The organism is Streptomyces sp. NPDC056347, assembly GCF_042262625.1.
Lineage (GTDB): Bacteria > Actinomycetota > Actinomycetes > Streptomycetales > Streptomycetaceae > Streptomyces.
In genome coordinates, this window is record NZ_JBHJQP010000034.1 from 1 (window position 1) to 24,464 (window position 24,464).

The following is a 24,464-nucleotide window of genomic DNA, read 5'->3' on the forward strand; positions in this document are numbered from 1 at the left end:
GCACCGGCCTTCTAGCGGCCGAGCATCGCCTGGGCGGCCTTCTGCGCGGCGTTCAGCGCCTCCTGCGGGCTCTTCTTGCCCAGCAGCGCCGCCTGGATCTCCGGGGCGAGGACGCCCTGGACCTCGCGCGCCTTGTCGTGCAGCGGGCCCACGGTCATGCTCGGCAGGGTGGCGCCGACGGCCGCCTGGAGTGCGTTGCCGGGGTAGAGGTCGCCGGCGGACTTGCGGGCCGGGAAGTAGCCCGCCTCCTTCTCCAGACCGGCGGCGTTCTTCGCCTCGGCGACGAAGTTCAGCCAGTCGCCGGTGTTCTTCTTGTCGGCGCCCTTCAGCATCGAGAGCGCGCCGACGGTGCCGTAGCCGACCGACTCGACGTCCTTCAGCGGCGGCTGGACGACGATGTTCTCCTTGCCCCAGAACGGCTCGACGTCGGTCGGGGTGTTCTGCCAGGTGCAGGCCACCTTGCCCTTGGCGGTCGGGGTCTGCTCCAGCTTGGGCGTGGTGGTGACCAGGTCCTTGTCGGTGTAGCCGCCGTCGACGAGCTTCTTCAGGTACGTCAGGGCCTTGACGCCGGCCGCGTCGTTGAAGGTGACGGTCTTGCCGTCCTCGGAGAAGACGTCGCCGCCCGCCTGCCACAGCAGCGGGTAGAACGTCGAGTTCAGGGTCTGCTGGGTGTCGCCGCTGTAGCTGGTGGCGTAGTAGCCCTTCGCCTTCAGCTTCGGGGCCAGCGCCTCCAGGTCCGCCCAGCTCGTCGGGTAGTTCTTCTCGCCAATCGCGGCGAACACGCGCTTGTCGCAGATCAGCGGGTTGGCGCTGGTCAGGACCGGGACGCCGAGCGCCTTGCCGTCGGCGGTGACGGAGGTCAGCGCGAAGTCGGTGTAGTCCGACTTGGCGTCGGCCGGCATGTACTCGTCGGCCGGGACGATGTTCTTCGCGTACTTCGGCAGCTGGTCGGGGATCAGGTAGACCGCGTCCGGGCCCTTGCCGGAGGCGATCGCGGTGGCCAGGGCGGTGTCGCGGTTGGCCCAGGGGAAGGTCTCCACCTTCACCTTCACGCCCGCGTGGTCCTTCTCGAAGGCCTTGACCAGACCGTCCCAGTAGGCCTTGTTCTTGGCCTCGTCGAAGATGACCGGGTAGGTCCACATGGTGACGGTGTTGCCGTCGCCGTCGCTGGAACAGCCGGCCAGCACCCCGGCGGCGAGCGCGGTGGCCACCACGGGGGCGGCGACGGCGCGGACTCTGGAACGGCGGGTGAGGAGACGGGACATGAGGGGGTCCTCCGAGGACGTGAGGGTGGGGCGGGGAAGAGGGGGAGTCACTGCGCCGGAACCGTCTGGACGGTGCCGGTGTGGCGGGCGCGTTCGGCGGCGAAGGCCGCGAGATGGCTGCCGAGCGAGGTGGCGGGGCCGGACCGGACCGCCCCGGCGTCACCGGTGGCGACGGCCGTGACGAACGCCTCGACGAGCGCGGCGTCCCCGCCGCCGTGCCCGTCCGCCGCGTTCGAACCGGACGCGCCGAGTTCGTGGACGGTGGTGGCGCCGGTCCGGAAGTCCTGCACCGTGACCCGTTCGCCGTCGCCGGTCAGCCAGCCGTGCGAGCCGAAGATCCGGGTCTGGCGGTGGGTCTGCTCGGTGAACGCCACCATCTGGAAGGTCGCGGTCACCCCGCCGGACAGCAGCATCGCCAGGACCTGGTGGTCGACCACGTCGTTGTCGCTCCGGTACGCGCAGACCCCGTACGGGCCCTCGCGCAGCGCCTCGACGAGACCGGCCTCGTCCTTCGCCTCGGTGACATGGGTGACCGGCCAGACCGCGCCCTTCTCGCGCAGCGTCGGCATGTACAGCTTCAGCGCGCTGTACGGGCAGCCGTCCTCGACCGCACAGTCGAGGCAGCGTTCGGCGGACCCGGCCGGGGCGTTCTCCGGCCGGAAGTGCTTCAGCCCGCCGAAACTGGACACCTGCTCGATCCGGCCGCCCATCACGTACGTGATCCAGTCCAGGTCGTGGCAGGACTTGGCGAGCAGCATCGGGGAGGAGTCCTTCTCGCTGCGCCACGGTCCGCGCACGTAGCTGTGCGCGTAGTGCCACCAGCCGACCGGCTCCAGATGGTCGAGGGAGACCAGCTGCCCGAGCACACCGGAGTCCACGACCTCCTTCACCAGATCGGTGTACGGGGTGTACCGCATGACGTGGCACACCGCGAACAGGACCCCGGACCGCTCCACCCCCTCGACGATCCGCCGGGTCTCCTTCTCGGTCGGGGCGAGGGGCTTCTCGGCGAGGATCGCGTACCCGGCCCCGGCCAGGGCCAGCACCGGCTCCACGTGGAAGCGGTCCTGGGTGGCGACGACGACGGCGTCGGCGATCCGGTTCTCGACGAGCGGGCGCCAGTCGTCGAACTCGACGGGGGCACCGGCGGCGGCCCGCGCGGCGGGGCGCGGGTCCGCGACGGCGACGAGCTCGGCGCGCTCGGGGTGCGCCTTGATCCACTCGGCGTACGTCAGACCGCGGTTGCCGGCGCCGACGAGCGCGACCCGTACGGGCCGGCCGGTGATCGGGGTATGCGTGGACACGGGGAATCCCTGGTGCTCGAAGGGGTGAGTCAGATGCGCAGCGTGGCCGCGCTGTGGGCGACGCGCTCGCCCTCGTCCGGCATCGCGGTCCGCTCGGTGCCGTCCTCGACACAGCCGGTGTGCAGCAGGTGGCCGCCTCCGGTGAAGGCCGCGGGCCGCAGTTCGAGCCGTCCGCCGGTGAAGGTGGATCCGGTGGCCCGGTAGCGGTTGGTGCCCTCGGTGACCAGCACATGGGCGGTGCCCTTGGGGGCGGCCGAGTCGAGGCCGGACAGCTGCCAGTCGACGGTGCGTCCGGCGCCGGTGCGGGACAGCAGGGCGCCGTCCTTGTTGGTGCCCTTCAGCCGGGTGCCGTCGACGCGCAGCCGCTGGTCCTTGTCGGACGTCAGCTTGAGCCCGGTGTCGTTGAGTTCGCCGCCCAGCACGGTGACGTCGGTGTGCTTGAGGGAGACGGGGGCGGTGTCCTTGGAGCCGGTGAGCACGCACTGGTCCAGGACGAGCGGCCCGGTGCCGTTGAACACCGCGCCGTCGACGCCCTTCAGTGTGGAGCGCTGGATGGTCAGCGGGGCGGTCGCATTCGCCTGGGTGACCTCCGCGCCGGACGCGAAGGCGAACGAGGAGTCCGCGATCACATTGGGCCGGGCGGACAGATCCGAGGCCCGCGAGACGATCAGCGGGCCGGTGGCCGTGCAGCCGCGCATCTGGACGCCGTCGGCGTTGACCCAGAGCATCCCGGAGCCGGACAGCGACTTCTTGCCGATGACCAGCACGTCCTCCAGGGTCAGATCGGTGATCTTGACCCGGGCCACGAACCAGGAGCAGGCGTGCCGTCGTACGGTGATCCGCTTCGCCCGGCCGCCCCAGGCGGCACCGGAGTTGGCGAAGGTCATCAGCCCGGAGTTCCCGGTGTAGACCAGGTCGTGCTCGAACTGGCCGTGCGTCACGAACGGGCCCTCGTCGTCGCCGTCGCCGTGGCAGTTGGTGACGTAGCAGTAGGCGGACGCCGTGAAGTCGTTGAGGTGGCGGGCGTTGGAGGTGTGACAGTCCTCGACGTGCCCGTACAGGCAGTAGATCTGCTGGGTGAGGTAGCCCGCGCCGCCGTAGGTGACCGACTTCGGGTTGGTCAGCGAGCACTGCTCGGTGCGGTAGTACGTGCACCAGCGGCGCATCACGACCGGCCAGAAGGTGCCGATCGCCTCGATTCCGGAGACGTCGCAGCGCACGGCGTACTCGTAGGCGACCGGGTGCGAGCCGGTCATCTCGTCGTCGCCCCAGCCCTCGAAGACCATGTTGCGGACGTGGGCGCGGTCGACGGGCTCGACGCGGGTCCAGGTCAGGGTGCGGCCCGCGGCCAGGTCCCAGCCGATCTGGTAGTTGACCCGGATGTGCTGTCCGTCGACGACATCGGTGACCTGGACGAGCCGCTGGATCTCCTTCTCGTACTTCCCCGCCAGGGCGTTGATCTCCACCGCCCACCACTGGCCGACCGCGAACTTCGAGGAGTCACCGACCTCGAAGAGGTCCGACAGGTCCGGCATCGCCGTACCCAGGGTGTGCTCGACGGTGGTGTCGGTGACGGTGCCGCGGAAGGAGAGGACGGCGCCGAAGGGGTTGTCGTGGGTGTTCTTCTCGATGTTCTCGGTGCGTATGCGGTGGCCGCCGAAGTCGAGTTCGATGTTCGAGCGGTCGAAGAGGTGGCGTCTGGTGAACAGGAGGTCGGTGTGGGCCTCGATGCGGTGGACGCTCTTGTCGTTGATCAGGGCGTCGAGGGCGTCGTCGGCGGGGGTCTTGTCGTCGAGGTGGCCGAAGGTGCGGAAGTCGAGGGTGCCGTGGTGGAGCTGGTGCCAGCGGCCGGTTGCGGGCTTCGTGGCGGGGGTGATGACGGTGCCGCCGTTGTGGGCGGCCTTGGAGGCGGGGTGCCAGCGCAGGGCCATGGCGCCGCCGTCGTGCGGGGTGCGGTATCCGGCGACCAGGACCTGGGTGCCGTCGGCGAAGGGTTTGGTGTTCAGGGCGCGCAGTTCGGCGACGGTGTCGACGTTCAGGACGTCACCGGTACGGGCGGGGGCGGCCTGCGCGGCGGTGGTGGCCACGGCCGAACCGGCCAGGACCAGCCCGGCCAGCCCCGAGGCCCGCAGCAGATTCCGACGGGACGAAGCAGAAGCAGGGGAGGGGTCGTGCGGAACGCTCATGCGGACTTCGCCTTCCGAGAAGTGCGGCAAGGGAGGGAGCGTTCCTGCGGGGGACTGCCATGAGGCGGATGGCTGAAAAGGGTCCGGACATCAATGGTTCACGGCGCGATGGGCAGGCGCCGGAACCAGCCGGAAAGGGGTAAAGAGCGGGTGACCGTGGGATGTCACCTCGGTTGGCAGGGAACCTACGGTGGGCCAAGCGGTTTGGTCAAGGCCTGATTTCGTCGGAATGCGGTACGTCGTCGAGGGGCTCGGTGCCCTCCGTGTCGTCGACCCAGCCGAGCGCGAGGCTGATCCGGCGGGCCGCGTCCCGCACCTGGCCGCCCAGCTCCTGGTAGCGCCAGGCCGGCAGACCGAGCTTGAGGCCGGTGATGGAGACCGCCCCGGCGCAGACCGAGCGGTCGTCGAAGACGGGCGCGCCGATGCAGATGATGCCCTCGGCGTCCTCCTCGTCGTCCAGGGCGTAGCCGACCCGGGCGATGTCGCGCAGATGGGACAGGAAGGTCGCCGGGTCCGTGATCGTGCGGGAGGTGCGCCGGGGCAGCCCGAACCGCTCGATCACCGCCGCCGCCTCGCTCTGCGGCACCGCGGACAGCAGCGCCTTGCCCAGGCCCGTGCAGTGCGGCAGCTCGCGCTGGCCCATCCGCAGGTCGAGCCGGACGCGCTGGTCGAGCTCGACCTGGTCCACCACGACCGCGTGGCCGTCCTCGGGCACGGCGAGCCGGGAGGCCATTCCCGTGCTCCGGGTCAGCTCGCGCAGGACCGGGTGGGCGACCCCGCGCAGCGACACCTGGGAGCGGGCCCGGTCGCCGAGCCGGGCCAGGCTCATCCCGAGCCGGTAACGGCGGTTCATGCCCTCGCCGTCGTCCGAGACGAGTCCGTAGGCGCGCAGGGTCTGGAGCATGCCGAAGGCGGCGCTCTTGGAGATGGAGCAGGCCTGCCCCACCTCCGTGACGCTCAGGCCGTTCCCCTGTGCGGGGGCGGCGAGCGCTTCGAGGATGTCCGCTGCCCTGGCCACGCTCTTGACCCAGTACTTCGGTTCTTCTGGGGCAGCACTGTTCGTCATAGCCGAACAGCCTAGTGCCTTACGGGGGGCCTGGGCGCCCTTTCCCTGTGAAGGAACCGCGAGAACGGCGACTTCCGCGGGCGAAGGGGTATTGACCGCCCCAGGAGCCGCACGTAATATCCAGGCACTGTTCTGCTCTACAGAACAGTGTTCGGAAAAAGCGAAACGCACCACCTGAAGCACCACGGATCACCCCCTCTTCCTGCGGCGACTGCCGGGCGGATGGCGCCAGGGACTCACGGGCCGGGCAGGGCCCATGAAGACCGACGACTCTCGACGCAAGGAGCAAGCGATTATGAGTTCAGGCCCGGCAGGCAACGAATCCGGAGCCCGACTCGCCGAACGCGCCCGCCAGGTCGTACCCGGCGGCGTGAACAGCGGTCAGCGCAGTGTTCCCGGACTGACCGACCTGGTCGTCACCGGCACCGACGGCGCACGGTTCCGTACCGCCGACGGACGCGAGTACACCGACTTCCACTCGGCGTTCGGACCGCCGCTGCTCGGTCACAACGACCCCGACGTGGCCCGCGCCACCGCCGAGGCCGGAGCCACCCTCGGCCACATGGGCGTCGGCGTCACCGAGGGCGAGATCGTCCTGGCCGAACAGCTCGCCGAACTGATCCCCTCGATCGAGAAGGTGCTGCTCACCAGCACCGGCAGCGAGGCCACCTTCCACGCGCTGCGCGTCTCCCGCGCCGCCACCGGACGCCGCCTGGTCGTCAAGTTCCAGGGCTGCTACCACGGCTGGCACGACGCGGTCAGCCTCAACGTCATCTCCGCACCCGACAAGGTCGGCGCCCACGACCCGATCTCCACCGGCATCCTGCCCGAGGTCCTCGACGCCACGCTCGTCCTCCCGTTCAACGACAGCGAGGCCGTCCGCCGGGCCTTCGCCGAGCACGGCTCCGACATCGCCGCCGTCATCGTCGAACCCGTCCCGCACAACGTCGGCGCGCTCCTGCCGTACCAGGAGTTCCTCACCACGCTCCGCGAGGAGACCACCAGGGCCGGCAGCATCCTGATCTTCGACGAGGTCATCACCGGCTTCCGCCACGACATCGGCGGCTGGCAGAAGATCTCCGGCGTCACCCCCGACCTCACCACCCTCGGCAAGGCCATCGCCAACGGCGCCCCCGTCGGCGCGATCGGCGGCCGCGCCGACCTGATGGAGCTCTTCTCCACCCGCCCCGGCGCCCCCGCCTTCTTCGCCGGTACGTACAACGGCCACCCCTCCGTGGTCGCCGCCGCCCTCGCCACCCTGCGCAAACTGCGCGAGGAGCCGGTCCACGAGCACGTCTTCCGGCTCGGCGAGCGGGTCCGCACCGAGCTGACCGGCCTGTACGAGCGCCTCGGCGTCCCCGCCGTCGTCACCGGCTACGGCTCCGTCTTCGTCAGCTACTTCATGTCCGGCGAGGCCCCCCGCACCTACGCGGACCTGCTGGCCAACGACGCCTCGCTCTTCGTCGGCTACCGCCGCAAGCTCCTGGAGCACGGCCTGTTCGAACTGCCGCTCAACCTCAAGCGCAGCCACATCAGCTATGCCCACACCGACGCCGACGTGGACCGCCTGATCGAGGGCACCGAGGCCGCGGTGAGGGCCGTGCTCGCCGACGGCGGCGCCTGCGACCTGGAGAACGCCTCCACCATGGGCGGGGCGACCCGCTGATGCTCACCGTCAACCGCACCCGCCCCGCCGGCCCCGCCGGCCGCATCACCCGGGTCGAGACCCTGATGCTCGGCACCTCCTGGCGCGACTTCGGCTACGTCCGGGTCCACACCGACGAGGGCCTGTCCGGCATCGGCGAGATCACCCACCCCTACCGGGTCCGCGAGGTCTGCGACCTCACCGAGGCGATCGCCCGCCGCCACCTGATCGGCGCCGACCCCTTCGACATCGAGGAGCTGTGGCTCCGGGTCTACCAGGGCGACTTCCTGCGCGGCGGCGACATGGGCGGCATCGCCCTGTCCGGCCTCGACCAGGCCATGTACGACCTGATGGGCAAGGCGCTCGGCGTCCCCGCCTACCGGCTGACCGGCGGCGCCTGCCGCGACGAGGTCCGGGTCTACGCGAATGGCTGGTACACCGGCGAACGCGAGCCGGAGATCTTCGCCGCCAAGGCGAAGGAGACCGTCGCCAAGGGCTTCACCGCCCTCAAGTTCGACCCCTTCGGACCCGGCCTGCACGAGCTGGAGCGCGCCGAACTGCGCCGCTCCGTCGACCTCGTCGCCGCCGTCCGCGAGGCCATCGGACCGGACGTCGACCTCTTCATCGAGGGCCACGCCCGCTTCGCGATGCCGACCGCCGCCCGCCTGGTGCGCGAGCTGGAGCCCTTCGACATCGGCTGGTTCGAGGAGCCGATGCCCTGGACCCACATCGAGCGCTACGCGGAGCTGCGGCAGCGTGCCGCGTTCCCGATCTCCGGCGGCGAGCACTTCCACAACCGCTACGAGTACAAGCAGCTCTTCGCGACCAACGCCGTCGACATCATCCAGCCCGACCTCTCCATGGCGGGCGGCTTCACCGAGGTGCGCAAGCTCGCCGCGATCGCCGACACCCACGGCATGCTCGTGGCCCCGCACAACTCCAACTCGCCGCTGTGCACCACCGTCTCGGTGCACGCGACGCTCGGCATCCCCAACTTCAAGATCCTGGAGACCTTCGACGGGCTCCTGGAGGACTACGTCTTCGACGCCCTCAAGGGCACCCTGCCGATCACCGACGGCCACATCGGCCTGCCGACCGCACCCGGTCTCGGCGTCGAGCTGGTCGACGAGGTCTTCGAGGAGCACCCGCCCAGCCACCGTTTCTGGAACATGTTCGCGGACGGCTGGGAGAAGCGGAACCGCACATGATCGTCGACGTCCACTCCCACCTCTTCCGGCACAGCCACGACTTCACCGACCCCTTCCGGTCCGACTCCGCCCGCGCCCACGCGGGCGAGGTCGACCTGACGGTGAAGTGGGAGGAGTACGCGGCCACCGCCCCCGAGGGCACCCGCACCGTCGTGGTCGGCGGCAAGGCGCGGCGCAGCGGCCTCTGGGTCGACGACGCCGCCGTGGCCTCGTACGTCGGAGCCCACCCGGACCGGCTCATCGGCTATCTCTCGCTCGACCCCACCCAGCCCGGCTGGCAGGACGAACTCCGCTACGGCCACCAGGAACTGGGCCTGCGCGGCATCAAACTGATGCCGATGTACGCGGGCTTCGACCCGGCCGCCGAGGAGTACGACGAGCTGTACACGTACGCCGAACGCAACGGGCTGCCGCTCCTGGTGCACACCGGCACCACCTTCGTGTCGACCGCGCCCCTGGAATGGGCGATGCCCCGCCACCTGGACGCGGTCGCCATCCGCCACCCGGAGCTGCGGATGGTCCTCGCCCACCTCGGCCACCCCTTCGAGGGCGAGTGCATCGCGGTCATCCGCAAGCACCCGCACGTGTACGCCGACATCAGCGCCCTGCACTACCGGCCCTTCCAGCTCTGGCACAGCCTCCGGCTGGTCCAGGACTACGGGGTCTTCCACAAGCTGATGTTCGGCAGCGACTACCCGTTCACGACGGTCGACGACTCGGTGAAGGGGCTGCGGGAGATCGCCCGCATCCCCGGCATCCCCGGGCTGCCGCCGCTCGACGCGGACGCGGTGGAGGAGATCATCCACCGGCCCTCGCTGGACCTGCTGGGCCTGAACGGCTGAACCGGCCGTTCCACCAACCGCCGGCACGGTGCCGGGCCCAATCCCCCTGGTGCCCGTACCGTGCCGGCCACCGGGCCGCCGCGCCATCACCCCTGTGTCCCCCCGCGCGGCGGTCCGGACCCGCACCACCCCTCCGCACCTCTAAGGAAGCCCCGCCATGGCCGCAGCCGTCCCGCCCCGCGGAACCGACCGCTTCGATCTGACCGGCCGTACCGCGGTCGTCACCGGCGCCGCCCGCGGGCTCGGCCGCTCCTTCGCCGTCGGCCTCGCCGAGGCGGGCGCCGATCTGGTCCTCGTCGACCTGCCCGGCGCCGAGGGCATCGACGCGACCGCGGCGGAGATCGAGGCGCTCGGCCGCACCTGCCGTACGTACGGGCAGGACCTCGCCGACGTCGAGGCGCTGCCCGGCCTCGTCGACACCGTGCGAGCCGAGGCGGGCCCGCTGCACATCCTGGTCAACAACGCGGGCACGGCGGCGCTGGAACGCTTCAACGAGATCACCCCCGCGAGCTGGTCGCACATCATGCGGGTCAACGTCGACGCGGTCTTCTTCCTCAGCCAGCGCGTCGCCGAGCACATGACGGCCGACGCGGTCGCGGGCCGCATCATCACCATCACCTCGAAGAACGCCCTGGTGGCGGAGGCCGGGCTGGCCCACTACAACGCCTCCAAGGCCGCCGCCCAGCTCCTCACCGAGACCCTTGCGGTCGAACTCGCCCCGCACGGCATCACCGCCAACACCCTGGCCCCCGGCATGGTCGAGACGCCCATCGACGGCGAGTTCCCCTTCGACCGGGAGGCGTTCGAGGCCGCGTACCGCGAGCGCATCCCGCTCGGCCGGTACGCCCGGCCCGAGGAGTGCGTCGGCGCGCTGCTGCTGCTCGCCTCGGACGCCGGGGCCTACCTCACCGGGGCGCGGATCGTCGTCGACGGCGGAGTGCTGGCCGACCAGATGCCGCGCATGCGGTTCATGCCGCCGTACCGCAACACCCTCTGACCGCGACCGGCCGGCCGCGGTCCCACCGAGCACGCACCGACAACGCGAGGAGCTCCTCCGTCATGTCCGTCAACGCCGCGTCCCCCTCTCCCGCCCCTTCGTCGCGTCGGAATCTGCTGCGGGCCTCGGGGCTGGCCGGGCTGGTCCTGGCCGGTTCGGCCGTGGCCACCACCGGCGCGCAGGCCGCACCCGGACGCACCGGTGACGTCCTGAACGTCGACACCGTCGCCGAACTGCGCGCCCTGAACACCAAACCCTTCGCCGACGGCACCCAGGTCCTGGTCGCCGGGTACCGTACCCCGCACGACGGCGGCGCCATGGCCCTGCGCTGGCACCCCGCCTCCAAGGCCGCCCACAACGGCGGCACCGTCATCACCCCCGCCACGAAGCCCGCAACCGGCCGCTGGCACCAGCTCCACCACGGCACCCTCGACTTCCGCACCTTCGGCCACCTCGACGACAAGACCCCCGCCGACGACGCCCTCGACGCCATGATCAACGACAAGAGCGTCCACCGCATCGAAGCCCACACCGACCTCCTCTTCACCAGACGCCACCTCTTCGACCGCTCGAACATCGAACTCGACTTCGGCGGCCACCGCATACGCACCGAGAACATCGAGAAGAACACCCACGACAACCCCTTCGGCGCCGTCCTCTCCTTCCGCGGCACCGTCACCGACACCACCGTCAGCCACCCGCTCGCCGCCAAGGTCATCGAGCTGACCGACACCTTCCCGGTGCCCGACGCCACCGCCTTCCGGGTCGGCCAGTGGTGGACCGTCCAGGTCGCCCCGGTCGAGGGCGGCGGGCGCGACGAACGCGAACTGCAGAAGCTCGTCGAGATCACCGAGATCATCGACGCGACGCACATCCGGATCGGCTACCTCAACGGCTGGGAACTCGCCGCGGGCCGCACCCTGACCTGGACCCGCGTCGAACCCGTCCGCGACACCCACGTCCGCAACATGGCCTTCGAGGGCGCGGGCCCCGACGAGTACACCGGCTCGCACCCGGTCAGCTTCGAGTACGCGGTGGGCTGCGACGTCTCCGGCATCCACGCCACCGGCACCTTCTGGCCGGTCGTCATGCGCCGCTGGTGCACCCGCTTCCGTACCGAGGACTGCTCCCTGAAGAACCCGCCCACCGTCGAGTACGGCGGCGCCGGGTACCTCACCCAGCAGATCTACTGCCTGTACGGGCGCGTCGCCGACTGCACCACCAGCAATGTGCGCCACCTCAACGACCTCACCGCCTCCGCCTACTGCACCGTCGTGAACTGTCACGGCGACGGCGACGACGCGGGCGGCAACCCCTTCACCACGCACGGGCAGTACGAGCACGACCTGCTCTTCGACGGCAACTCCGGACTGATGGACATCGCCAACTCCGGCGCCCAGTGGGGTATCTCGGCCAAACGGATCACCGTACGCCGACACGTCTGCTCCTGGTTCACCGCCAACACCAAGATCACCGACCTGACCCTGGAGGACGTCACGGTGATCGCCCGCCCCACCTTCGACCAGGCCGGAACCCTCACCGTCAACGCCGACGGGGCCCAGCTGCGCGGCTGCACCGCGAAGACCTTCGCCGTCGCCCAGCGCTCCGCCCGCTCCACCCGGCCGACCACCGTCAGCGACTGCTCCTTCGGACTCCCCGCGGGCGCCGTGCTCGTGCAGACCCCGGTCACCGCCCCCGTCCACTTCGTGCGCTGCACCTTCACCGGCGTCGACGGCGTGGTGCTGCGCGGGGCGGGGCCGGTCCGCCTCACCGACTGCACCGTCACCGGGACCGAGGACGCCGCCCCGCTCTCGGTCGGCTCGGCGGACCTCAGAATCGACGGCGGGCGTTACGAGAACACCGGCATCGAGCTCAGCGCCGTACGCGATCAGCGGATCACCGTCACCGGCGGAGCCCGGCTGACCGGCCGCAACAAGGCGGGGGCGCTCCTCGGCCGCGCGGCCGGTCCGGGAGAGGTGACCTGGGACCTCACCGGGATCAGCAGCACCGCCGGGTCCGGCACCGCCCACATCCGCATCGCCGACGGCATGAACCACTACCTGGCGACCGGCAACCGCTTCACCGGCGGCACCCTCCACCTCGCCCCCGGCGCCCTCGCCTCGGCCCTGCACACCGCCTGCGTGGAGGACGGCACGAAGCGCGTGGCGATGCCGGAGAACGGCGGGGCGGCCCGGACGGAAGGGAACCTGATCCTGTGACCGCCGCCGTCCGCACCGCCGTCCCGGCCGACGAACCGGCGCTGGCCGACCTGTGGCGGCGGTGCTTCGACGCCCCGCAGATCACCGCCCTGCACGCCCTGGACCCGGACCGCCACCGGCACACCTTCGTCGTGCCGGGCCGTGAGGAGGGCGTGATCGACGCCGTCGTCGTCCACGTACCGAGGACGATCCGCGACGCCGACGGCGTCCCGCGCCGGGTCGGCGGCATCGGCAGCGTGGCCACCCGCCCCGAGGCGCGGGGGCGGGGGTTGGTGCGGCTGCTGCTCGCGGCGGCGGAGCGCGCCATGCGGGCCGAGGGCTGCGCCTGGTCCCTGCTGTTCACCGGGACCCCCGGGGTCTACCGGGGTTCGGGATGGGAGGAGTTCCCCAGCGTGTGCTTCGAGGGCCGGCTCGCACCGGTCCCCGCCGCCGGGGAGTTCCGGGTCCGCGCGGCCGCCGGGCCCGACGCCCCGCGGGTGGCCGAGCTGCACCGGGCGTACAACGCGGACCGGCCGCTCAGCACGGTGCGGGCGCCCGGGGACTGGGCGGTGCGGGTGCCCGCCTGGTACGGCCCGCTCGACGGGACGCTGGTGGCCGAGGACCCCCGGACCGGGGAGCTCGCCGGGTGGCTGGTGGCCCGGCCCGAGGGGGAGTGGCTGGAGGTGCGGGAGTTCGCGGGCGCCCCGGAGTGCCTGGGCGAGCTGCTGGCCGCCGCCGGGGAGCGGGGCCGCGCGGCGGGGACCGGCCGGGCCCGGGTGCGGCTGCCCGACGAACCCGCCGTCACCGGGGCGCTGCCCCGCCTGCTGGCGGACGCCCGGCGCACCACGGAGCACGTGGGCATGGCCCGCCCGCTCCTCGCCGCGCCCGCGGCCGTCCGCGCCACGGTCACCGCGCCCGGCGCGGTGCACTGGTACGGCGACTGCTTCTGAGACGCCCCGCCCGCGACCCGGGGGCCGTGTCCGACGGACACGGCCCCCGCGTCAGTCCGCGTCCTTGGCCGACTCCGAGTCGTACGCCGAGGTGCCGGAGTCCAGCAGGGGCTCCTGGGTCTTGAGGTGCGCCGGGGCGAAGGCGCGCAGCACGTGGTAGCCGGTGATCACGACGATGGTGCCCAGCGCGATCCCGCTCAGCTCGAAATTGTCGGTGATCTTCAGGCTGACGCCGCCGACGCCGATGATGATGCCCGCGGCGGCCGGCACCAGGTTGAGCGGGTTGCGCAGGTCGACCTTGGCGTTCAGCCAGATCTGGGCACCGAGCAGGCCGATCATGCCGTAGAGGATGACGGTGATGCCGCCGAGCACCCCGCCCGGGATGGCGGCGACGACCGCGCCGAACTTCGGGCAGAGGCCGAAGAGCAGGGCGAAGCAGGCGGCGGCCCAGTACGCGGCGGTGGAGTAGACCCGGGTCGCGGCCATGACGCCGATGTTCTCCGAGTACGTGGTGTTCGGCGGGCCGCCCACCGCGGTCGACAGCATCGACGCGGCGCCGTCGGCGGCGATCGCGGTGCCGAGCTTGTCGTCCAGCGAGGCGCCGGTCATCTCACCGACCGCCTTCACGTGCCCGGCGTTCTCCGCGATCAGCGCGATGACCACCGGCAGCGCGACCAGGATCGCCGACCACTCGAAGCTCGGCGCGTGGAAGGAGGGCAGTCCGATCCAGTCCGCCTTGGCGACCCCGGACAGGTCCAGCCGCCAGTGGTCCACCGCCTCGGCACCGCCGGCCGGGGAGTGGATCTTGCCGAAGACCCGGTCGAGGACCCAGGACAGCGCGTACCCGAAGACCAGGCCGAGGAAGATCGCGATGCGTGAGAAGAAACCGCGCAGGCACACTACGGCCAATCCGGTGAACAGCATCACCAGCAGGGCCGTCCACTGGTCCTGCGGCCAGTAGGTCGACGCGGTCACCGGCGCCAGGTTGAAGCCGATCAGCATCACGACCGCGCCGGTCACGACCGGCGGCATGGCCGCGTGGATGATCCGGGCGCCGAAGCGCTGCACGGCCAGACCCGCCAGGAAGAGCACCACACCGACGGCGAAGACCGCGCCGGTGACCGTGGCGCTGCTGCCGCCGCTCGCCCGGATGGTCGCCGCGACCCCGACGAAGGAGAGCGAACAGCCCAGGTAGCTGGGCACCTGGCCGCGCGTGGCCAGCAGGAAGATGGCCGTCGCGACACCCGACATCATGATCGCCAGGTTCGGGTCCAGACCCATCAGGACCGGGGCGACGAACGACGCGCCGAACATCGCGACCACGTGCTGGGCACCGAGCCCGAACGTACGCGGCCACGAGAGCCGTTCGTCGGGCCGTACCACGGCCCCCGGCGCGGGGGTCTTCCCGTCGCCGTGCAAGGTCCAGCGCACGCCGAGGCCCATGGTCGCTCCCTGAATGGTGTAGGTGCGGAGCCGGTTGCCTCGACGGGCACGTCGCTGCCGCAGAAATGATCAGCGCCATGGTAATGCCGGTCCGCGGTGTACTCGCGGCCGGGCACCGCCCTGAGCACGGCCGACGCGTCCGGCCGGGGAGCGGACCGGCCGGACGGGTGTGCGTCTCAGCCGCGCGGCTCGGCGGCCGCCGCTCCCGGGGCACCGGCCCGCGGGGGCGCCGCCCGGCGCCCGCCCGTCCGCAGTACCCCGGCCCCCAGCACCAGCCCGAAGGCCAGCACCGTCACCAGACCGAACGACACCACCAGCGAGGTCGCCTGGGCCAGCGAACCGATCGCGGACGGTGCGATCAGCCCCGAGGTGTACGTGATCGTGGCGACCCCCGCGATCGCCTGGCTCGGGTTCGGCCCGCTGCGCCCGGCGGCGGCGAAGGCCAGCGGGACGACCACGGCCACCCCGAGCCCCAGCAGCCCGAAGCCGCACATCGCGAGCACCGCGTTCGGCGCGGCGACGACGAGCAGCCCGCCGGCCGTCGCGAGGGCGCCACCGGCCCGTACCGTCCGCACCGCGCCGAAGCGGTCCACCACCCGGTCGCCCGCGATCCGGGCGACCGCCATGGTCAGCGCGAACGCCGTCGTGGAGGCCGCGGCGAGTCCGGCGGAGGTGTCCATGACGTCTCGGAGATAGACCGCGGACCAGTCCAGGCTGGCGCCCTCGGCGAACACCGCGCAGAAGCCCACCGCGCCGATGACCAGCGCGGACCTCGGCGGCAGCGTGAAGCGCGGCGGCGGCTCCTCGTCCGGTTCGCTGCGCAGGTCCAGTACGCCGCGGCAGGCGATCAGGCCCAGCAGGGTGAGCACCAGGGCGGCCAGCGCGTGGTGCAGCCGGGCGTCGGCGCCCAGATGCGCGGCCACCGTGCCCGCCGCCGAACCGAGCAGCGCGCCCGCACTCCACATCCCGTGCAGCCCCGACATGATCGACTTGTCGAGCCGGTTCTCCACCTCGACGCCCAGGGCGTTCATCGCCACGTCCGACATGCCGGCCGTCGCCCCGTACACGAAGAGCGCGGCGCACAGGGTCAGCAGGTTCGGCGCCAGCGCCGGCAGCACCAGGGCCAGCGTCCACAGGGCGAGCAGCGCGCGCAGCGCGGTCCGGGCGCCCAGGCGGTGGCTGATCGCACCCGCCAGCGGCATGGCGACCGAGGCGCCGATCGCCGGGAAGGCGAGCGCGAGGCCGAGCTGACCCGCACTGATCCCGGTGTGGTCCTGGATCCAGGGCACCCGGGTGGCGAAGCTGCCGGTCACCGCTCCGTGCACGGTGAACACCGCGGCGACGGCGTACCTGGCCCGTCTCACCTGCTCCGTCCCGAACTCCGCGTCGGTGGAATCCGATGTCATGCCGCCATGCCCTCCCTTGGGAATGCCCTGTCGTCGGTGGTCACGGTGCCCGTGTCCACGGTGCGGGCCGTAAACTATCAGGAACCCTGCCTGATAAATAGTGCGCCGGACGTACCGGTGCGGCAGTGATCTGGAAGGATCCCGGCATGCCCGCATCCCCGAGCACCGCACGGGCCATCAACGACCGGCTCGCCCTGAGACTGCTCCAGCAGGACGGCCCGCTGACGGCCGCGCAGTTGAAAACGCTGACCGGCCTGTCCCGGCCCACCGTCGCCGACCTGGTCGAACGCCTGCAGGGAGCCGGACTGATCCGGGTCGTCGGCGAGGCCGGTGCCCGGCGCCGGGGCCCCAACGCCCGGCTGTACGGGATCGTCGCCGACCGCGCCCACCTCGCCGCCCTCGACGTACGCACCGACAGCGTCGCCGTGGCCGTGGCCGATCTGCTCGGCACCACGCTCGCCGAGGCGACCCTGCCGATCGGCGGCGACACCGCCACCGAGGCCGCCGCCGAGCAGGCCGCCGCGCTCCTGGAGCGCACCGCGCGGGAGGCCGGGGCGGGCCCGCTGCACAGCGTCGGCATCGGCGCTCCCGGCCTGATCGACCCGGCCACCGGCGAACTGCGCGACACCACCGGGCTGCCCGCCTGGCACCGGCGGCTGGTCCGGGTGCTCCAGCAACGGCTGCCCGCGACCGTGCTCGTCGAGAACGAGACCAACCTCGCCGCCGTCGCCGAGTACCGCGACGGCGCGGCCGCCGGCCAGGACACCTTCGTGCTCCTGTGGCTCGGCCGCGGGGTCGGCGCCGCCGTCATGCTGGACGGCAGGCTGCGCCGGGGGGCCTCCGGCGGCGCGGGCGAGATCGGCTTCATGCCGGTGCCCGGCGTCACCGCCACTCCGTCGGCCCTCAATTGCGACGGCGGTTTCCACTCGCTGGTGGGCTCCGCCCCGGTCTGCGAACTGGCCGCCGCCCACGGCATCGCGGTGCCCCCCGACACCGAGGGGGACGGGGAGAAGGAGCCGGGCGCGGCCTCTGCCGTCCGGGCCGCGCTGGCCGGGGACGGGGAGGGCGGGGGCGAGGTGTTCCTGGACGCGCTCGCCGGGCGTCTGGCGGTCGGTGCCGCCGCCGTCGTCTCGGTGCTCGACCCGGGCTGTGTGGTGCTGGCGGGCGAGATCGGTCACGCGGGCGGCGACGCGCTCGCGGCCCGGGTCGAGGAGCGGCTGGCCGTCATGTCACCGCTGCGCACCGAGGTCAGGGCCGGGCGGCTGGGCGGCGCGGCGGTGCTCCGGGGCGCGCTGCTGGCAGCCCGCGACGCGGCCCAGGACGACCTCTTCGGCACCGCCTGAGACACGCATGGACCCGGCGGTGACCAGGGGTGAACCGGTCACCGCCGGGCGGTTTCGGGGAGCGGGTCAGCAGGCGCCGAGGTCCTGCCAGACGCCCCAGTCGCCGGTGGAGCCGGGCGTCTCGCCCTTCGTCCACCACTTGGCCTTCCACTGGTGTCCGTCGTGGGCGACCGTCGCGCCCGCCCCGTACTCGGCGGTCGCGGACCAGACGGTGGCGGTGCAGCTGCCGCCGCCGGGGCCCGGGGACGGGCTGGTCGACGGGTTTGGCGTGGGCGAGGTGCCGGTGCCCGGCTCGACCACCGTGGTGCCGCGCGCCAGGTCGGCGGCGAGCGCGTAGGACTTCCCGCCGAAGGTCACCGTCCAGTTCGACGGGGTGGAGGTGGGCAGGTAGTAGACGAAGTCCAGCTGCACGGAGGCGCCCGGGGCCAGGCTCTGCCAGCCCGGCAGCTTCAGCGAGACCCGGTTGTAGTCGCCCTTGAGCCCGCCGGCGTTGCCCGTGCCCGTGTGGTCGCTGCGCACGATCGTGGTGCCGAAGCCGGACTGGTCCTTGGCGTTGGCGGGCGCCGAGGTCGCGTAGTCGAACTGGAACTCCGTGCCGCCGGGCAGCGTCGCCCCGGTGTTGTTGGTGATCGTCAGCTTGGGGCTGATCGGGTAGTTGGAGTCGCCGAGCGGGAACTGGCCGAACGACACGTCGATGTCCAGCGCCTCGGCGGGCAGGCCGACGGTGGAGCGCTTCGCGCCGTACGGGGCGGCCGACCTGAACGCGTCGTACATCGTCGAGGTCAGCGTCGAGCCCGGCTCGTACTGGCCCTTGGCGGCGTTCCAGCCGTAGTCGCCCGCCAGCTCCCAGATCATGGTGCCGCCGATGCCCTTGTCGACGACGTACTTCGCCTTCGCGGCGACCGACTGCTCGTCCTCGGTGGACAGGAAGACCTTCTTCTCGGCGTTCCACAGCCAGGGCGCGACCAGCGTCGAGTCGTACTCACGGGCGTAGGTGCCGGTCAGCTTGGTGTCGGCGGGGAAGCCGTAGTCGGTGACGTAGTCCGCGACGACACCCTTCTCCAGGTTCTTGGCGTGCCACATCGGGTTGGAGCCCGCCGGGGACTCCTTGCCGTCGGCGTCCTGGTCGTGCCAGAGGTTGTCGATGCCGACCGCGCCGTCACCGCACTTGGTCAGCCCCGAACCGGCCGGGCAGTCGGTGGTGGCGGCCCGGCCCCACAGCCCGTCCGTACCGCCCTGCACGTTCTTGAAGCCGCGGGTGTAGTACGGCAGCCCGATGTTGATCCGGCCGGCGGGCATGGAGCCGCGGAAGTAGTGGTACGCCCAGTCGGTGTTCAGATAGCCGACGCCGCCGTACTGCGAGGTGGAGTAGACGCCCGCCTGGGCGAGTTCGGCGTCCTTGCCGTCGTCGAACAGCGCCGCGTTGGGGCCGACGTACTCGTTCCAGGCGCCGTGCAGGTCGTACGACATGATGTTGACGTAGTCCAGGTACTTCTGGACCTGGAAGGTCTCCATCCCGCGCAGCAGATAGCCGGAGGAGGGTGCCGCCACGCTCAGCAGGTAGTGGGTGCCGTCGGCGGCTGAGGCCCGGTCGAGCCTCTCGCGCAGGGTCTTCATCAGCGCGGCGTAGCCCTTGACCAGCCCGGCCCGGCGCGCGTTGGAGAGCGTCCGGTCCAGCGGGTTGCCCGAGTCCTTCATGGTCGTCGGGTACTCGTAGTCGATGTCGACGCCGTTGAAGCCGTACTTCCTGACGAACGCGACGGCCGAGTCGGCGAAGGTGTCGATGCCCGCCCGGTTGACCGAGCCGTCGGCGTTGGTCGCCATCGAGTAGAACCCGCCGGAGTCCACCCGCCTGCCGCTGTCGTCGAAGTAGCCGCCGGTCTCGGCCCAGCCGCCCACCGACACCATCGTCTTCACGCCCGGGTACTTCTTCTTGAACTTGGTGAGCTGGTTGAAGTGGCCCTTGTAGGGGAGGGCCGGGTCCATCTCGGCGCCCGCGACGCCCGGCCAGGTCATGCCGGTCGCGGGGTTGGCCGGCCCGTCGGAGCCCACGGAGAGCTTGTTGGCACCGTCGACATGGGCGAACGCGTAATTCAGATGGGTGACTTTGTCCCAGGGGATGTCGGAGGCGAGGTAGGCGGGCTTGCCGTCCTTGCCGGTCCGCCAGCCGGTGAAGTAGCCGATGACCCGCCGCTGGTGGTCGGCGCCCATCTTCTCGCGGCCCTCGGCGTCGTACACGGAGCAGTAGGGGACGGCGACGCCGGGCGTCTCGTAGAGGCCGTCGGGGCGACAGGACTCCTGGTCGGCGGCGGCCGACGGGGTGGCGGCGAGCGAGCTCAGCAGTAGTCCGGCGACGGCGGCGCCGGCGGCGAGCAGGGTGGCTCTCGCGCGGATGGGGGACAGCACGTTCGGTTCCTCCCGGGGAGGTTCGGCGGCACACAACTTGCAGGGGGAAGGGTCGTGTTGATGTCCCGGGCGTGCGCACGCCGCGGAACGGCTCCTCGGAGGTGACGCAGACATTAAAAGGACTAGACCAGTGCGTCAATAGGTCTGGACCATCAGGGGGTGGCCCGTCCCGGAACGGGCGACTTGTGAGGCAGTCCACAGGCACTCACCCGTATGGTCCACCGTCGTCCGTGGCACACTGGCCCTGTACCAGCAGCAGCGCACTCCGGGGTCGGTGTAATTCCGAACCGGCGGTTATAGTCCGCGACCCGTCCGCATCCAGCGGCCGGTTGACCAGGTGGGATTCCTGGACCGACGGTTAAAGTCCGGATGGGAGGCAGTGCGCGGCGGGCCGTTTCGCGGGTACGCCGCCGTCGGCGGAGGGTTTTCGGGCGACCGATGCCTTCCGGTTCTTCCGGCATTTCCGGCGTTCCCCCGTGGCGTTCCCGCTTTCTCTGTCGTCATCGACAGGCCCCGGAGTCCGTGCCCGAAGAGGCAGGAGGACACCGGTGGACACCGCAGCCGACATCACCGCCATGCGCCGCGCGATCGCGCTCGCCGCCCGCGGTCTCGGCTCCACCAGCCCCAACCCCGTCGTCGGCTGCGTCGTGCTCGATGCCGGGGGCCGCCCCGCGGGAGAGGGCTTCCACCGGCGGGCGGGCGGACCGCATGCCGAGATCCACGCCCTGCGCGAGGCGGGCGACCGTGCCCGCGGCGGCACGGCCTACGTCACTCTCGAACCCTGCAACCACACCGGCCGCACCGGCCCCTGCGCCCAGGCCCTCATCGAGGCCGGGATCGCCCGGGTCGTCTACGCGGTCGGCGACCCGAACCCGCAGGCCACCGGCGGCGGCGACACCTTGCGCGGCGCCGGGGTCACGGTCGGACAGGGGCTCCTCGCCGCCGAGGCCGAGGCGGGCAATACGGCCTGGCTGACCTCGGTGCGGCTCGGCCGCCCCCACGTCCTGTGGAAGTACGCGGCGAGCCTCGACGGCCGGATCGCGGCCGCCGACGCGACCAGCCGCTGGATCAGCTCCCCGGAGTCCCGCGCCGACGTCCACCGGCTGCGCGCGGAGGCCGACGCGGTGGTGGTCGGTTCCGGCACCGCCCGCACCGACGACCCGCAGCTCGGGGTGCGTGGCATCGAGGGTGCCACCCAGCCGCTGCGGGTGGTCGTCGACACCGGTGCCGCGGCCGTGCGCCCCGGCGCCCGCGTCCTCGACGACACCGCCCCCACCCTGATCGCCGTCGCCGAGGACGCCGACGCCCGGCACCTGCCCCGGCAGGCCGTCCTGCGGCTGCCCCGCGCCGCGGAGGGCCCCGGCCTGGACCTGCCCGCCCTGCTCCGCGCCCTGTACGGGCGCGGCGTCCGCTCCGTACTCCTCGAAGGCGGGCCGACCCTGGCCGGGTCCTTCGTCGCCGCGGGCGTGGTCGACAAGGTCGTCGGCTACCTCGCCCCCGTACTCCTCGGCGCCGGCCCCGCGGCCCTCGCCGACGCCGGAATCACCACCATCGCCGAGGCGTTGCGCCTCGATGTGACCGAGACCGTTCGTATCGGCCCCGATCTGCGCATCACCGCCGTCCCCGGCACCGACCGGAAGGGAAACTGAGTGTTCACCGGAATTGTCGAAGAACTGGGCGAGGTCACCGCCGTCGAGCAGCTCGCCGACGCCTCCCGCTTCCGCCTGCGCGGCCCCGTGGTCACCGAGGGCGCCAAGCACGGCGACTCCATCGCCGTCAACGGTGTCTGCCTCACCGTCGTCGAACTGGGCGACGGAGAGTTCACCGCGGACGTGATGGCCGAGACCCTCGACCGGTCCAGCCTCGGCGCCCTGGCCACCGGCTCCCGGGTCAACCTGGAGCGCCCGATGGCGGTCGGCGGCAGGCTCGGCGGCCACATCGTCCAGGGACACGTCGACGGCACGGGCCGCATCGTCGCGCGCGAGCCCTCCGAGAACTGGGAGATCGTGAAGATCTCCCTCCCCGCGGGGCTGAGCCGCTACGTGGTGGAGAAGGGCTCCATCACCGTCGACGGCGTCAGCCTCACCGTGGTGGACGCCGGACCCGACTACTTCACCATCAGCCTCATCCCCACCACCCTCGCCCTGACCACGCTCGGCATCAAGAAGCCCGGCGACCCGGTCAACCTGGAGGTGGACGTCATCGCGAAGTACGTCGAGCGGCTGCTCGGCCACGGCGCCCAGGACCGCGAGGAGCCGGTGGAATGACCTCCCTGCACTGGCTGAACTCGGAGGCGTTCACCCTCTTCGGCCAGCACATCATCTGGTCCGACATGATCGGCAACACGGTCGGTCTGATCGCGCTGACGCTCGGCTGGCTCCGCTCCGTCTGGACCTGGCCCGCCCAGCTGCTGTCCGGCGTCGTCCTGGTCGCGGCCAATGTCTCCGTGCACCAGGCGGGCAGCGTCGGCAAGCAGGTCATCGTCATCGCGGTGGCCGTCTGGGGCTGGCAGCAGTGGACCCGGGGCAGGCAGCGGGCCCAGGACGGCTCCATAGCCGTACGGTTCGCCACCTGGCGCGAGCGCGGCTGGCTGCTGGGCGGCGCCGCGGCCGGCACCCTCGCGGTCGGCGGCCTGCTCACCGCGTTCCCCTCGCTGTCCTGGAGCCCGTGGGCGGACGCGTACATCTTCGCCGGGACGCTCGTCGCGATGCTCGCCCAGGCCCGCGGCATGGTCGAGTTCTGGTTCGCCTGGCTGCTGGTCGACCTCGTCGGCGTACCGCTGAACTTCCACAGCGGGCTCGCCTTCTCCGGTCTCATCTACGTCGTGTACGGCGCCCTGGTCCTGTGGGGCATGCGCGACTGGTGGCTGCGTTCGCGGACACCCGCTCTGAAGGGAGCCACGGCATGACTGCCCAGCCCACCTGGCTGCACCGGGAATCCGGCGAGGCCGGCGAGGACCTGCGCCTGGACCCCGTCGAGCAGGCGATCCGTGACATCGCCGCCGGACGGCCCGTGGTCGTCGTCGACGACGAGGACCGGGAGAACGAGGGAGACCTCGTCGTCGCCGCCGAGAAGGCCACCCCCGAGATCGTCGCGTTCATGATGAGCGAGTGCCGCGGCCTGATCTGCGCGCCGATGGAGGGCGACGAGCTGGACCGGCTCGACCTCCCGCAGATGGTCGAACGCAACACCGAGTCGATGCGCACCGCGTTCACCGTCTCCGTCGACGCCGCTCCTGCCCACGGCGTCACCACCGGTATCTCCGCCGCCGACCGGGCCGCCACGCTCCGGCTGCTGGCGGGCGGCGAGGCGGGCCCCGGCGACTTCGTCCGGCCCGGCCACGTCTTCCCGCTCCGCGCCCGCTCCGGCGGCGTCCTGGTCCGCAACGGCCACACCGAGGCGGCCGTCGACCTCGCCCGGCTCGCCGGACTGCGGCCCGCCGGGGCCATCGTGGAGATCGCGGGCGAGGACGGGGTGATGCTGCGGCTGCCCCAGCTGGTCCCCTTCGCCCGCAAGCACGGCCTCACGATCATCTCCATCGAGGACCTGATCGCCTACCGCCGCAGCTCGGAGCCGACCGTGCGCCGGGAGGCCGAGGTACGGCTGCCGACCGCCTTCGGCGCGTTCACCGCGTACGGCTACCGCTCCACCACCGACGGCGTCGAGCACGTCGCGCTGGTCCACGGCGACCTCGGCGACGGGGACGACGTGCTGGTCCGGGTCCACTCCGAGTGCCTGACCGGCGACATCTTCCAGTCGCAGCGCTGCGACTGCGGCCCCCAGCTGCACGCCTCCATGCGCCGGATCACCGAGGAGGGCCGCGGCGTCGTGGTCTACCTGCGCGGCCACGAGGGCCGGGGCATCGGCCTGCTGTCCAAGCTCCGCGCCTACGAACTCCAGGAACGCGGCATCGACACCCTCGACGCCAACCTGGAGCTGGGACTGCCCGCCGACGCCCGGGACTACGCGGCAGGCGCCCAGATCCTCAAGGACCTCGGCGTCCAGAGCCTGAGGCTGATGACCAACAACCCCGACAAGACGGCCGCGATCCTGCGGCACGGACTCGCCGTCACCGGCCGGGAACCGATGCCCGTCCAGGCGGGCGAGCACAATCTGCGCTACCTGCGCACCAAGCGCGACCGCATGGGGCACGACCTGCCCTGGCTCGACACCGCCACGGCGTCGACCTGCGGCAACCAGTGATC

Annotated in this window: 18 protein-coding genes and 1 riboswitch; of the genes, 11 read left to right on the forward strand and 7 right to left on the reverse strand. The window is 71.8% G+C overall.

Translation table 11 applies throughout. From position 1 onward, the window contains the following. Positions 1 to 11: 11 nt before the first annotated feature. The 4 genes from ACFCV8_RS10955 to ACFCV8_RS10970 all read right to left on the reverse strand — a co-directional run bounded on the left by ACFCV8_RS10955 (position 12) and on the right by ACFCV8_RS10970 (position 5,821). Positions 12 to 1,265 (reverse strand): extracellular solute-binding protein, encoded by a 1,254-nt coding sequence (locus ACFCV8_RS10955; RefSeq protein ID WP_376684991.1) that lies wholly within the window; start codon positions 1,263 to 1,265, stop codon positions 12 to 14. A gap of 47 nt (positions 1,266 to 1,312) precedes the next feature. Continuing rightward, the gene (locus ACFCV8_RS10960; protein ID WP_376684992.1) at positions 1,313 to 2,569 is read right to left on the reverse strand and encodes a Gfo/Idh/MocA family protein; all 1,257 of its coding nucleotides are present in this window, start codon (positions 2,567 to 2,569) and stop codon (positions 1,313 to 1,315) included. A gap of 29 nt (positions 2,570 to 2,598) precedes the next feature. Continuing rightward, complete coding sequence (locus ACFCV8_RS10965; protein ID WP_376684993.1) at positions 2,599 to 4,755, reverse strand: peptidase C14; 2,157 nt, start codon at positions 4,753 to 4,755, stop codon at positions 2,599 to 2,601. Between the two features lie 208 nt (positions 4,756 to 4,963). Then, on the reverse strand, positions 4,964 to 5,821 hold the full coding sequence (locus ACFCV8_RS10970) for an IclR family transcriptional regulator (protein ID WP_376684994.1): 858 nt from the start codon (positions 5,819 to 5,821) through the stop codon (positions 4,964 to 4,966). Positions 5,822 to 6,116: 295 nt separating this feature from the next. Here ACFCV8_RS10970 and ACFCV8_RS10975 point away from each other — a divergent pair, with 295 nt between their 5' ends. From ACFCV8_RS10975 to ACFCV8_RS11000, 6 genes are all read left to right on the forward strand, one after another. Next, entirely contained in the window at positions 6,117 to 7,487 is a 1,371-nt protein-coding gene (locus ACFCV8_RS10975; RefSeq protein WP_376684995.1) for an aspartate aminotransferase family protein, read from the forward strand. Beyond that, positions 7,487 to 8,674, forward strand: a complete 1,188-nt coding sequence (locus ACFCV8_RS10980) for a mandelate racemase/muconate lactonizing enzyme family protein (protein WP_376684996.1) — start codon at positions 7,487 to 7,489, stop codon at positions 8,672 to 8,674. Before ACFCV8_RS10975 ends, ACFCV8_RS10980 begins: the two co-directional genes overlap by 1 nt. Continuing rightward, the gene (locus ACFCV8_RS10985; RefSeq protein ID WP_376684997.1) at positions 8,671 to 9,516 is read left to right on the forward strand and encodes an amidohydrolase family protein; all 846 of its coding nucleotides are present in this window, start codon (positions 8,671 to 8,673) and stop codon (positions 9,514 to 9,516) included. Before ACFCV8_RS10980 ends, ACFCV8_RS10985 begins: the two co-directional genes overlap by 4 nt. Positions 9,517 to 9,673: 157 nt before the next feature. After that, complete coding sequence (locus tag ACFCV8_RS10990) at positions 9,674 to 10,513, forward strand: SDR family NAD(P)-dependent oxidoreductase (RefSeq protein ID WP_376684998.1); 840 nt, start codon at positions 9,674 to 9,676, stop codon at positions 10,511 to 10,513. Between the two features lie 62 nt (positions 10,514 to 10,575). Further along, positions 10,576 to 12,732, forward strand: a complete 2,157-nt coding sequence (locus ACFCV8_RS10995) for a peptidase C14 (protein WP_376684999.1) — start codon at positions 10,576 to 10,578, stop codon at positions 12,730 to 12,732. Next, positions 12,729 to 13,661 carry a GNAT family N-acetyltransferase gene (locus ACFCV8_RS11000; RefSeq protein ID WP_376685000.1) on the forward strand — a complete coding sequence of 311 codons (933 nt, stop codon included), beginning with the start codon at positions 12,729 to 12,731 and terminating at the stop codon, positions 13,659 to 13,661. Before ACFCV8_RS10995 ends, ACFCV8_RS11000 begins: the two co-directional genes overlap by 4 nt. Before the next feature lie 51 nt (positions 13,662 to 13,712). Here the strand turns inward: ACFCV8_RS11000 and ACFCV8_RS11005 are convergent, their stop codons facing one another. Together ACFCV8_RS11005 and ACFCV8_RS11010 are read right to left on the reverse strand one after the other, a co-directional pair. Beyond that, complete coding sequence (locus ACFCV8_RS11005) at positions 13,713 to 15,104, reverse strand: uracil-xanthine permease family protein (RefSeq protein ID WP_376685001.1); 1,392 nt, start codon at positions 15,102 to 15,104, stop codon at positions 13,713 to 13,715. 176 nt (positions 15,105 to 15,280) lie between these two features. Continuing rightward, positions 15,281 to 16,510 carry an MFS transporter gene (locus tag ACFCV8_RS11010; RefSeq protein WP_376685002.1) on the reverse strand — a complete coding sequence of 410 codons (1,230 nt, stop codon included), beginning with the start codon at positions 16,508 to 16,510 and terminating at the stop codon, positions 15,281 to 15,283. A gap of 146 nt (positions 16,511 to 16,656) precedes the next feature. On the opposite strand from ACFCV8_RS11010, the gene ACFCV8_RS11015 reads away from it, so the two are divergent. After that, positions 16,657 to 17,853 carry an ROK family protein gene (locus tag ACFCV8_RS11015; RefSeq protein WP_376685003.1) on the forward strand — a complete coding sequence of 399 codons (1,197 nt, stop codon included), beginning with the start codon at positions 16,657 to 16,659 and terminating at the stop codon, positions 17,851 to 17,853. 66 nt (positions 17,854 to 17,919) lie between these two features. On the opposite strand, the gene ACFCV8_RS11020 is transcribed toward ACFCV8_RS11015, so the two are convergent. Then, positions 17,920 to 20,259 carry a chitinase C-terminal domain-containing protein gene (locus ACFCV8_RS11020; protein ID WP_376685004.1) on the reverse strand — a complete coding sequence of 780 codons (2,340 nt, stop codon included), beginning with the start codon at positions 20,257 to 20,259 and terminating at the stop codon, positions 17,920 to 17,922. A gap of 256 nt (positions 20,260 to 20,515) precedes the next feature. Beyond that, positions 20,516 to 20,646, forward strand: a riboswitch (FMN riboswitch). 161 nt (positions 20,647 to 20,807) lie between these two features. Here ACFCV8_RS11020 and ribD point away from each other — a divergent pair. The 4 genes from ribD to ACFCV8_RS11040 are packed head-to-tail and all read left to right on the forward strand — an operon-like array spanning position 20,808 to position 24,462. After that, positions 20,808 to 21,908 carry a bifunctional diaminohydroxyphosphoribosylaminopyrimidine deaminase/5-amino-6-(5-phosphoribosylamino)uracil reductase RibD gene (gene ribD, locus ACFCV8_RS11025; RefSeq protein WP_376685005.1) on the forward strand — a complete coding sequence of 367 codons (1,101 nt, stop codon included), beginning with the start codon at positions 20,808 to 20,810 and terminating at the stop codon, positions 21,906 to 21,908. Next, positions 21,909 to 22,526, forward strand: a complete 618-nt coding sequence (locus tag ACFCV8_RS11030) for a riboflavin synthase (protein WP_376685006.1) — start codon at positions 21,909 to 21,911, stop codon at positions 22,524 to 22,526. It begins immediately after the preceding gene. Further along, positions 22,523 to 23,167, forward strand: coding sequence for a nicotinamide riboside transporter PnuC (locus tag ACFCV8_RS11035; protein ID WP_376685007.1), 645 nt, complete (start codon positions 22,523 to 22,525; stop codon positions 23,165 to 23,167). Before ACFCV8_RS11030 ends, ACFCV8_RS11035 begins: the two co-directional genes overlap by 4 nt. After that, on the forward strand, positions 23,164 to 24,462 hold the full coding sequence (locus ACFCV8_RS11040; protein WP_376685008.1) for a bifunctional 3,4-dihydroxy-2-butanone-4-phosphate synthase/GTP cyclohydrolase II: 1,299 nt from the start codon (positions 23,164 to 23,166) through the stop codon (positions 24,460 to 24,462). The genes ACFCV8_RS11035 and ACFCV8_RS11040 overlap by 4 nt, the downstream gene beginning before the upstream one ends. Positions 24,463 to 24,464 lie beyond the last annotated feature (2 nt).

Coding starts and splice junctions, on each gene's coding strand:
- ACFCV8_RS11035 (WP_376685007.1), top strand. CDS start 22,523: ATGACCTCCCTGCACTGGCTGAACTCGGAGGCGTTCACCCTCTTCGGC.
- ACFCV8_RS10980 (WP_376684996.1), top strand. CDS start 7,487: ATGCTCACCGTCAACCGCACCCGCCCCGCCGGCCCCGCCGGCCGCATC.
- ACFCV8_RS11015 (WP_376685003.1), top strand. CDS start 16,657: ATGCCCGCATCCCCGAGCACCGCACGGGCCATCAACGACCGGCTCGCC.
- ACFCV8_RS11010 (WP_376685002.1), bottom strand. CDS start 16,510: ATGACATCGGATTCCACCGACGCGGAGTTCGGGACGGAGCAGGTGAGA.
- ACFCV8_RS10965 (WP_376684993.1), bottom strand. CDS start 4,755: ATGAGCGTTCCGCACGACCCCTCCCCTGCTTCTGCTTCGTCCCGTCGG.
- ACFCV8_RS10985 (WP_376684997.1), top strand. CDS start 8,671: ATGATCGTCGACGTCCACTCCCACCTCTTCCGGCACAGCCACGACTTC.
- ACFCV8_RS10990 (WP_376684998.1), top strand. CDS start 9,674: ATGGCCGCAGCCGTCCCGCCCCGCGGAACCGACCGCTTCGATCTGACC.
- ACFCV8_RS11040 (WP_376685008.1), top strand. CDS start 23,164: ATGACTGCCCAGCCCACCTGGCTGCACCGGGAATCCGGCGAGGCCGGC.
- ACFCV8_RS10995 (WP_376684999.1), top strand. CDS start 10,576: ATGTCCGTCAACGCCGCGTCCCCCTCTCCCGCCCCTTCGTCGCGTCGG.
- ACFCV8_RS10955 (WP_376684991.1), bottom strand. CDS start 1,265: ATGTCCCGTCTCCTCACCCGCCGTTCCAGAGTCCGCGCCGTCGCCGCC.
- ACFCV8_RS10975 (WP_376684995.1), top strand. CDS start 6,117: ATGAGTTCAGGCCCGGCAGGCAACGAATCCGGAGCCCGACTCGCCGAA.
- ACFCV8_RS11005 (WP_376685001.1), bottom strand. CDS start 15,104: ATGGGCCTCGGCGTGCGCTGGACCTTGCACGGCGACGGGAAGACCCCC.
- ACFCV8_RS10970 (WP_376684994.1), bottom strand. CDS start 5,821: ATGACGAACAGTGCTGCCCCAGAAGAACCGAAGTACTGGGTCAAGAGC.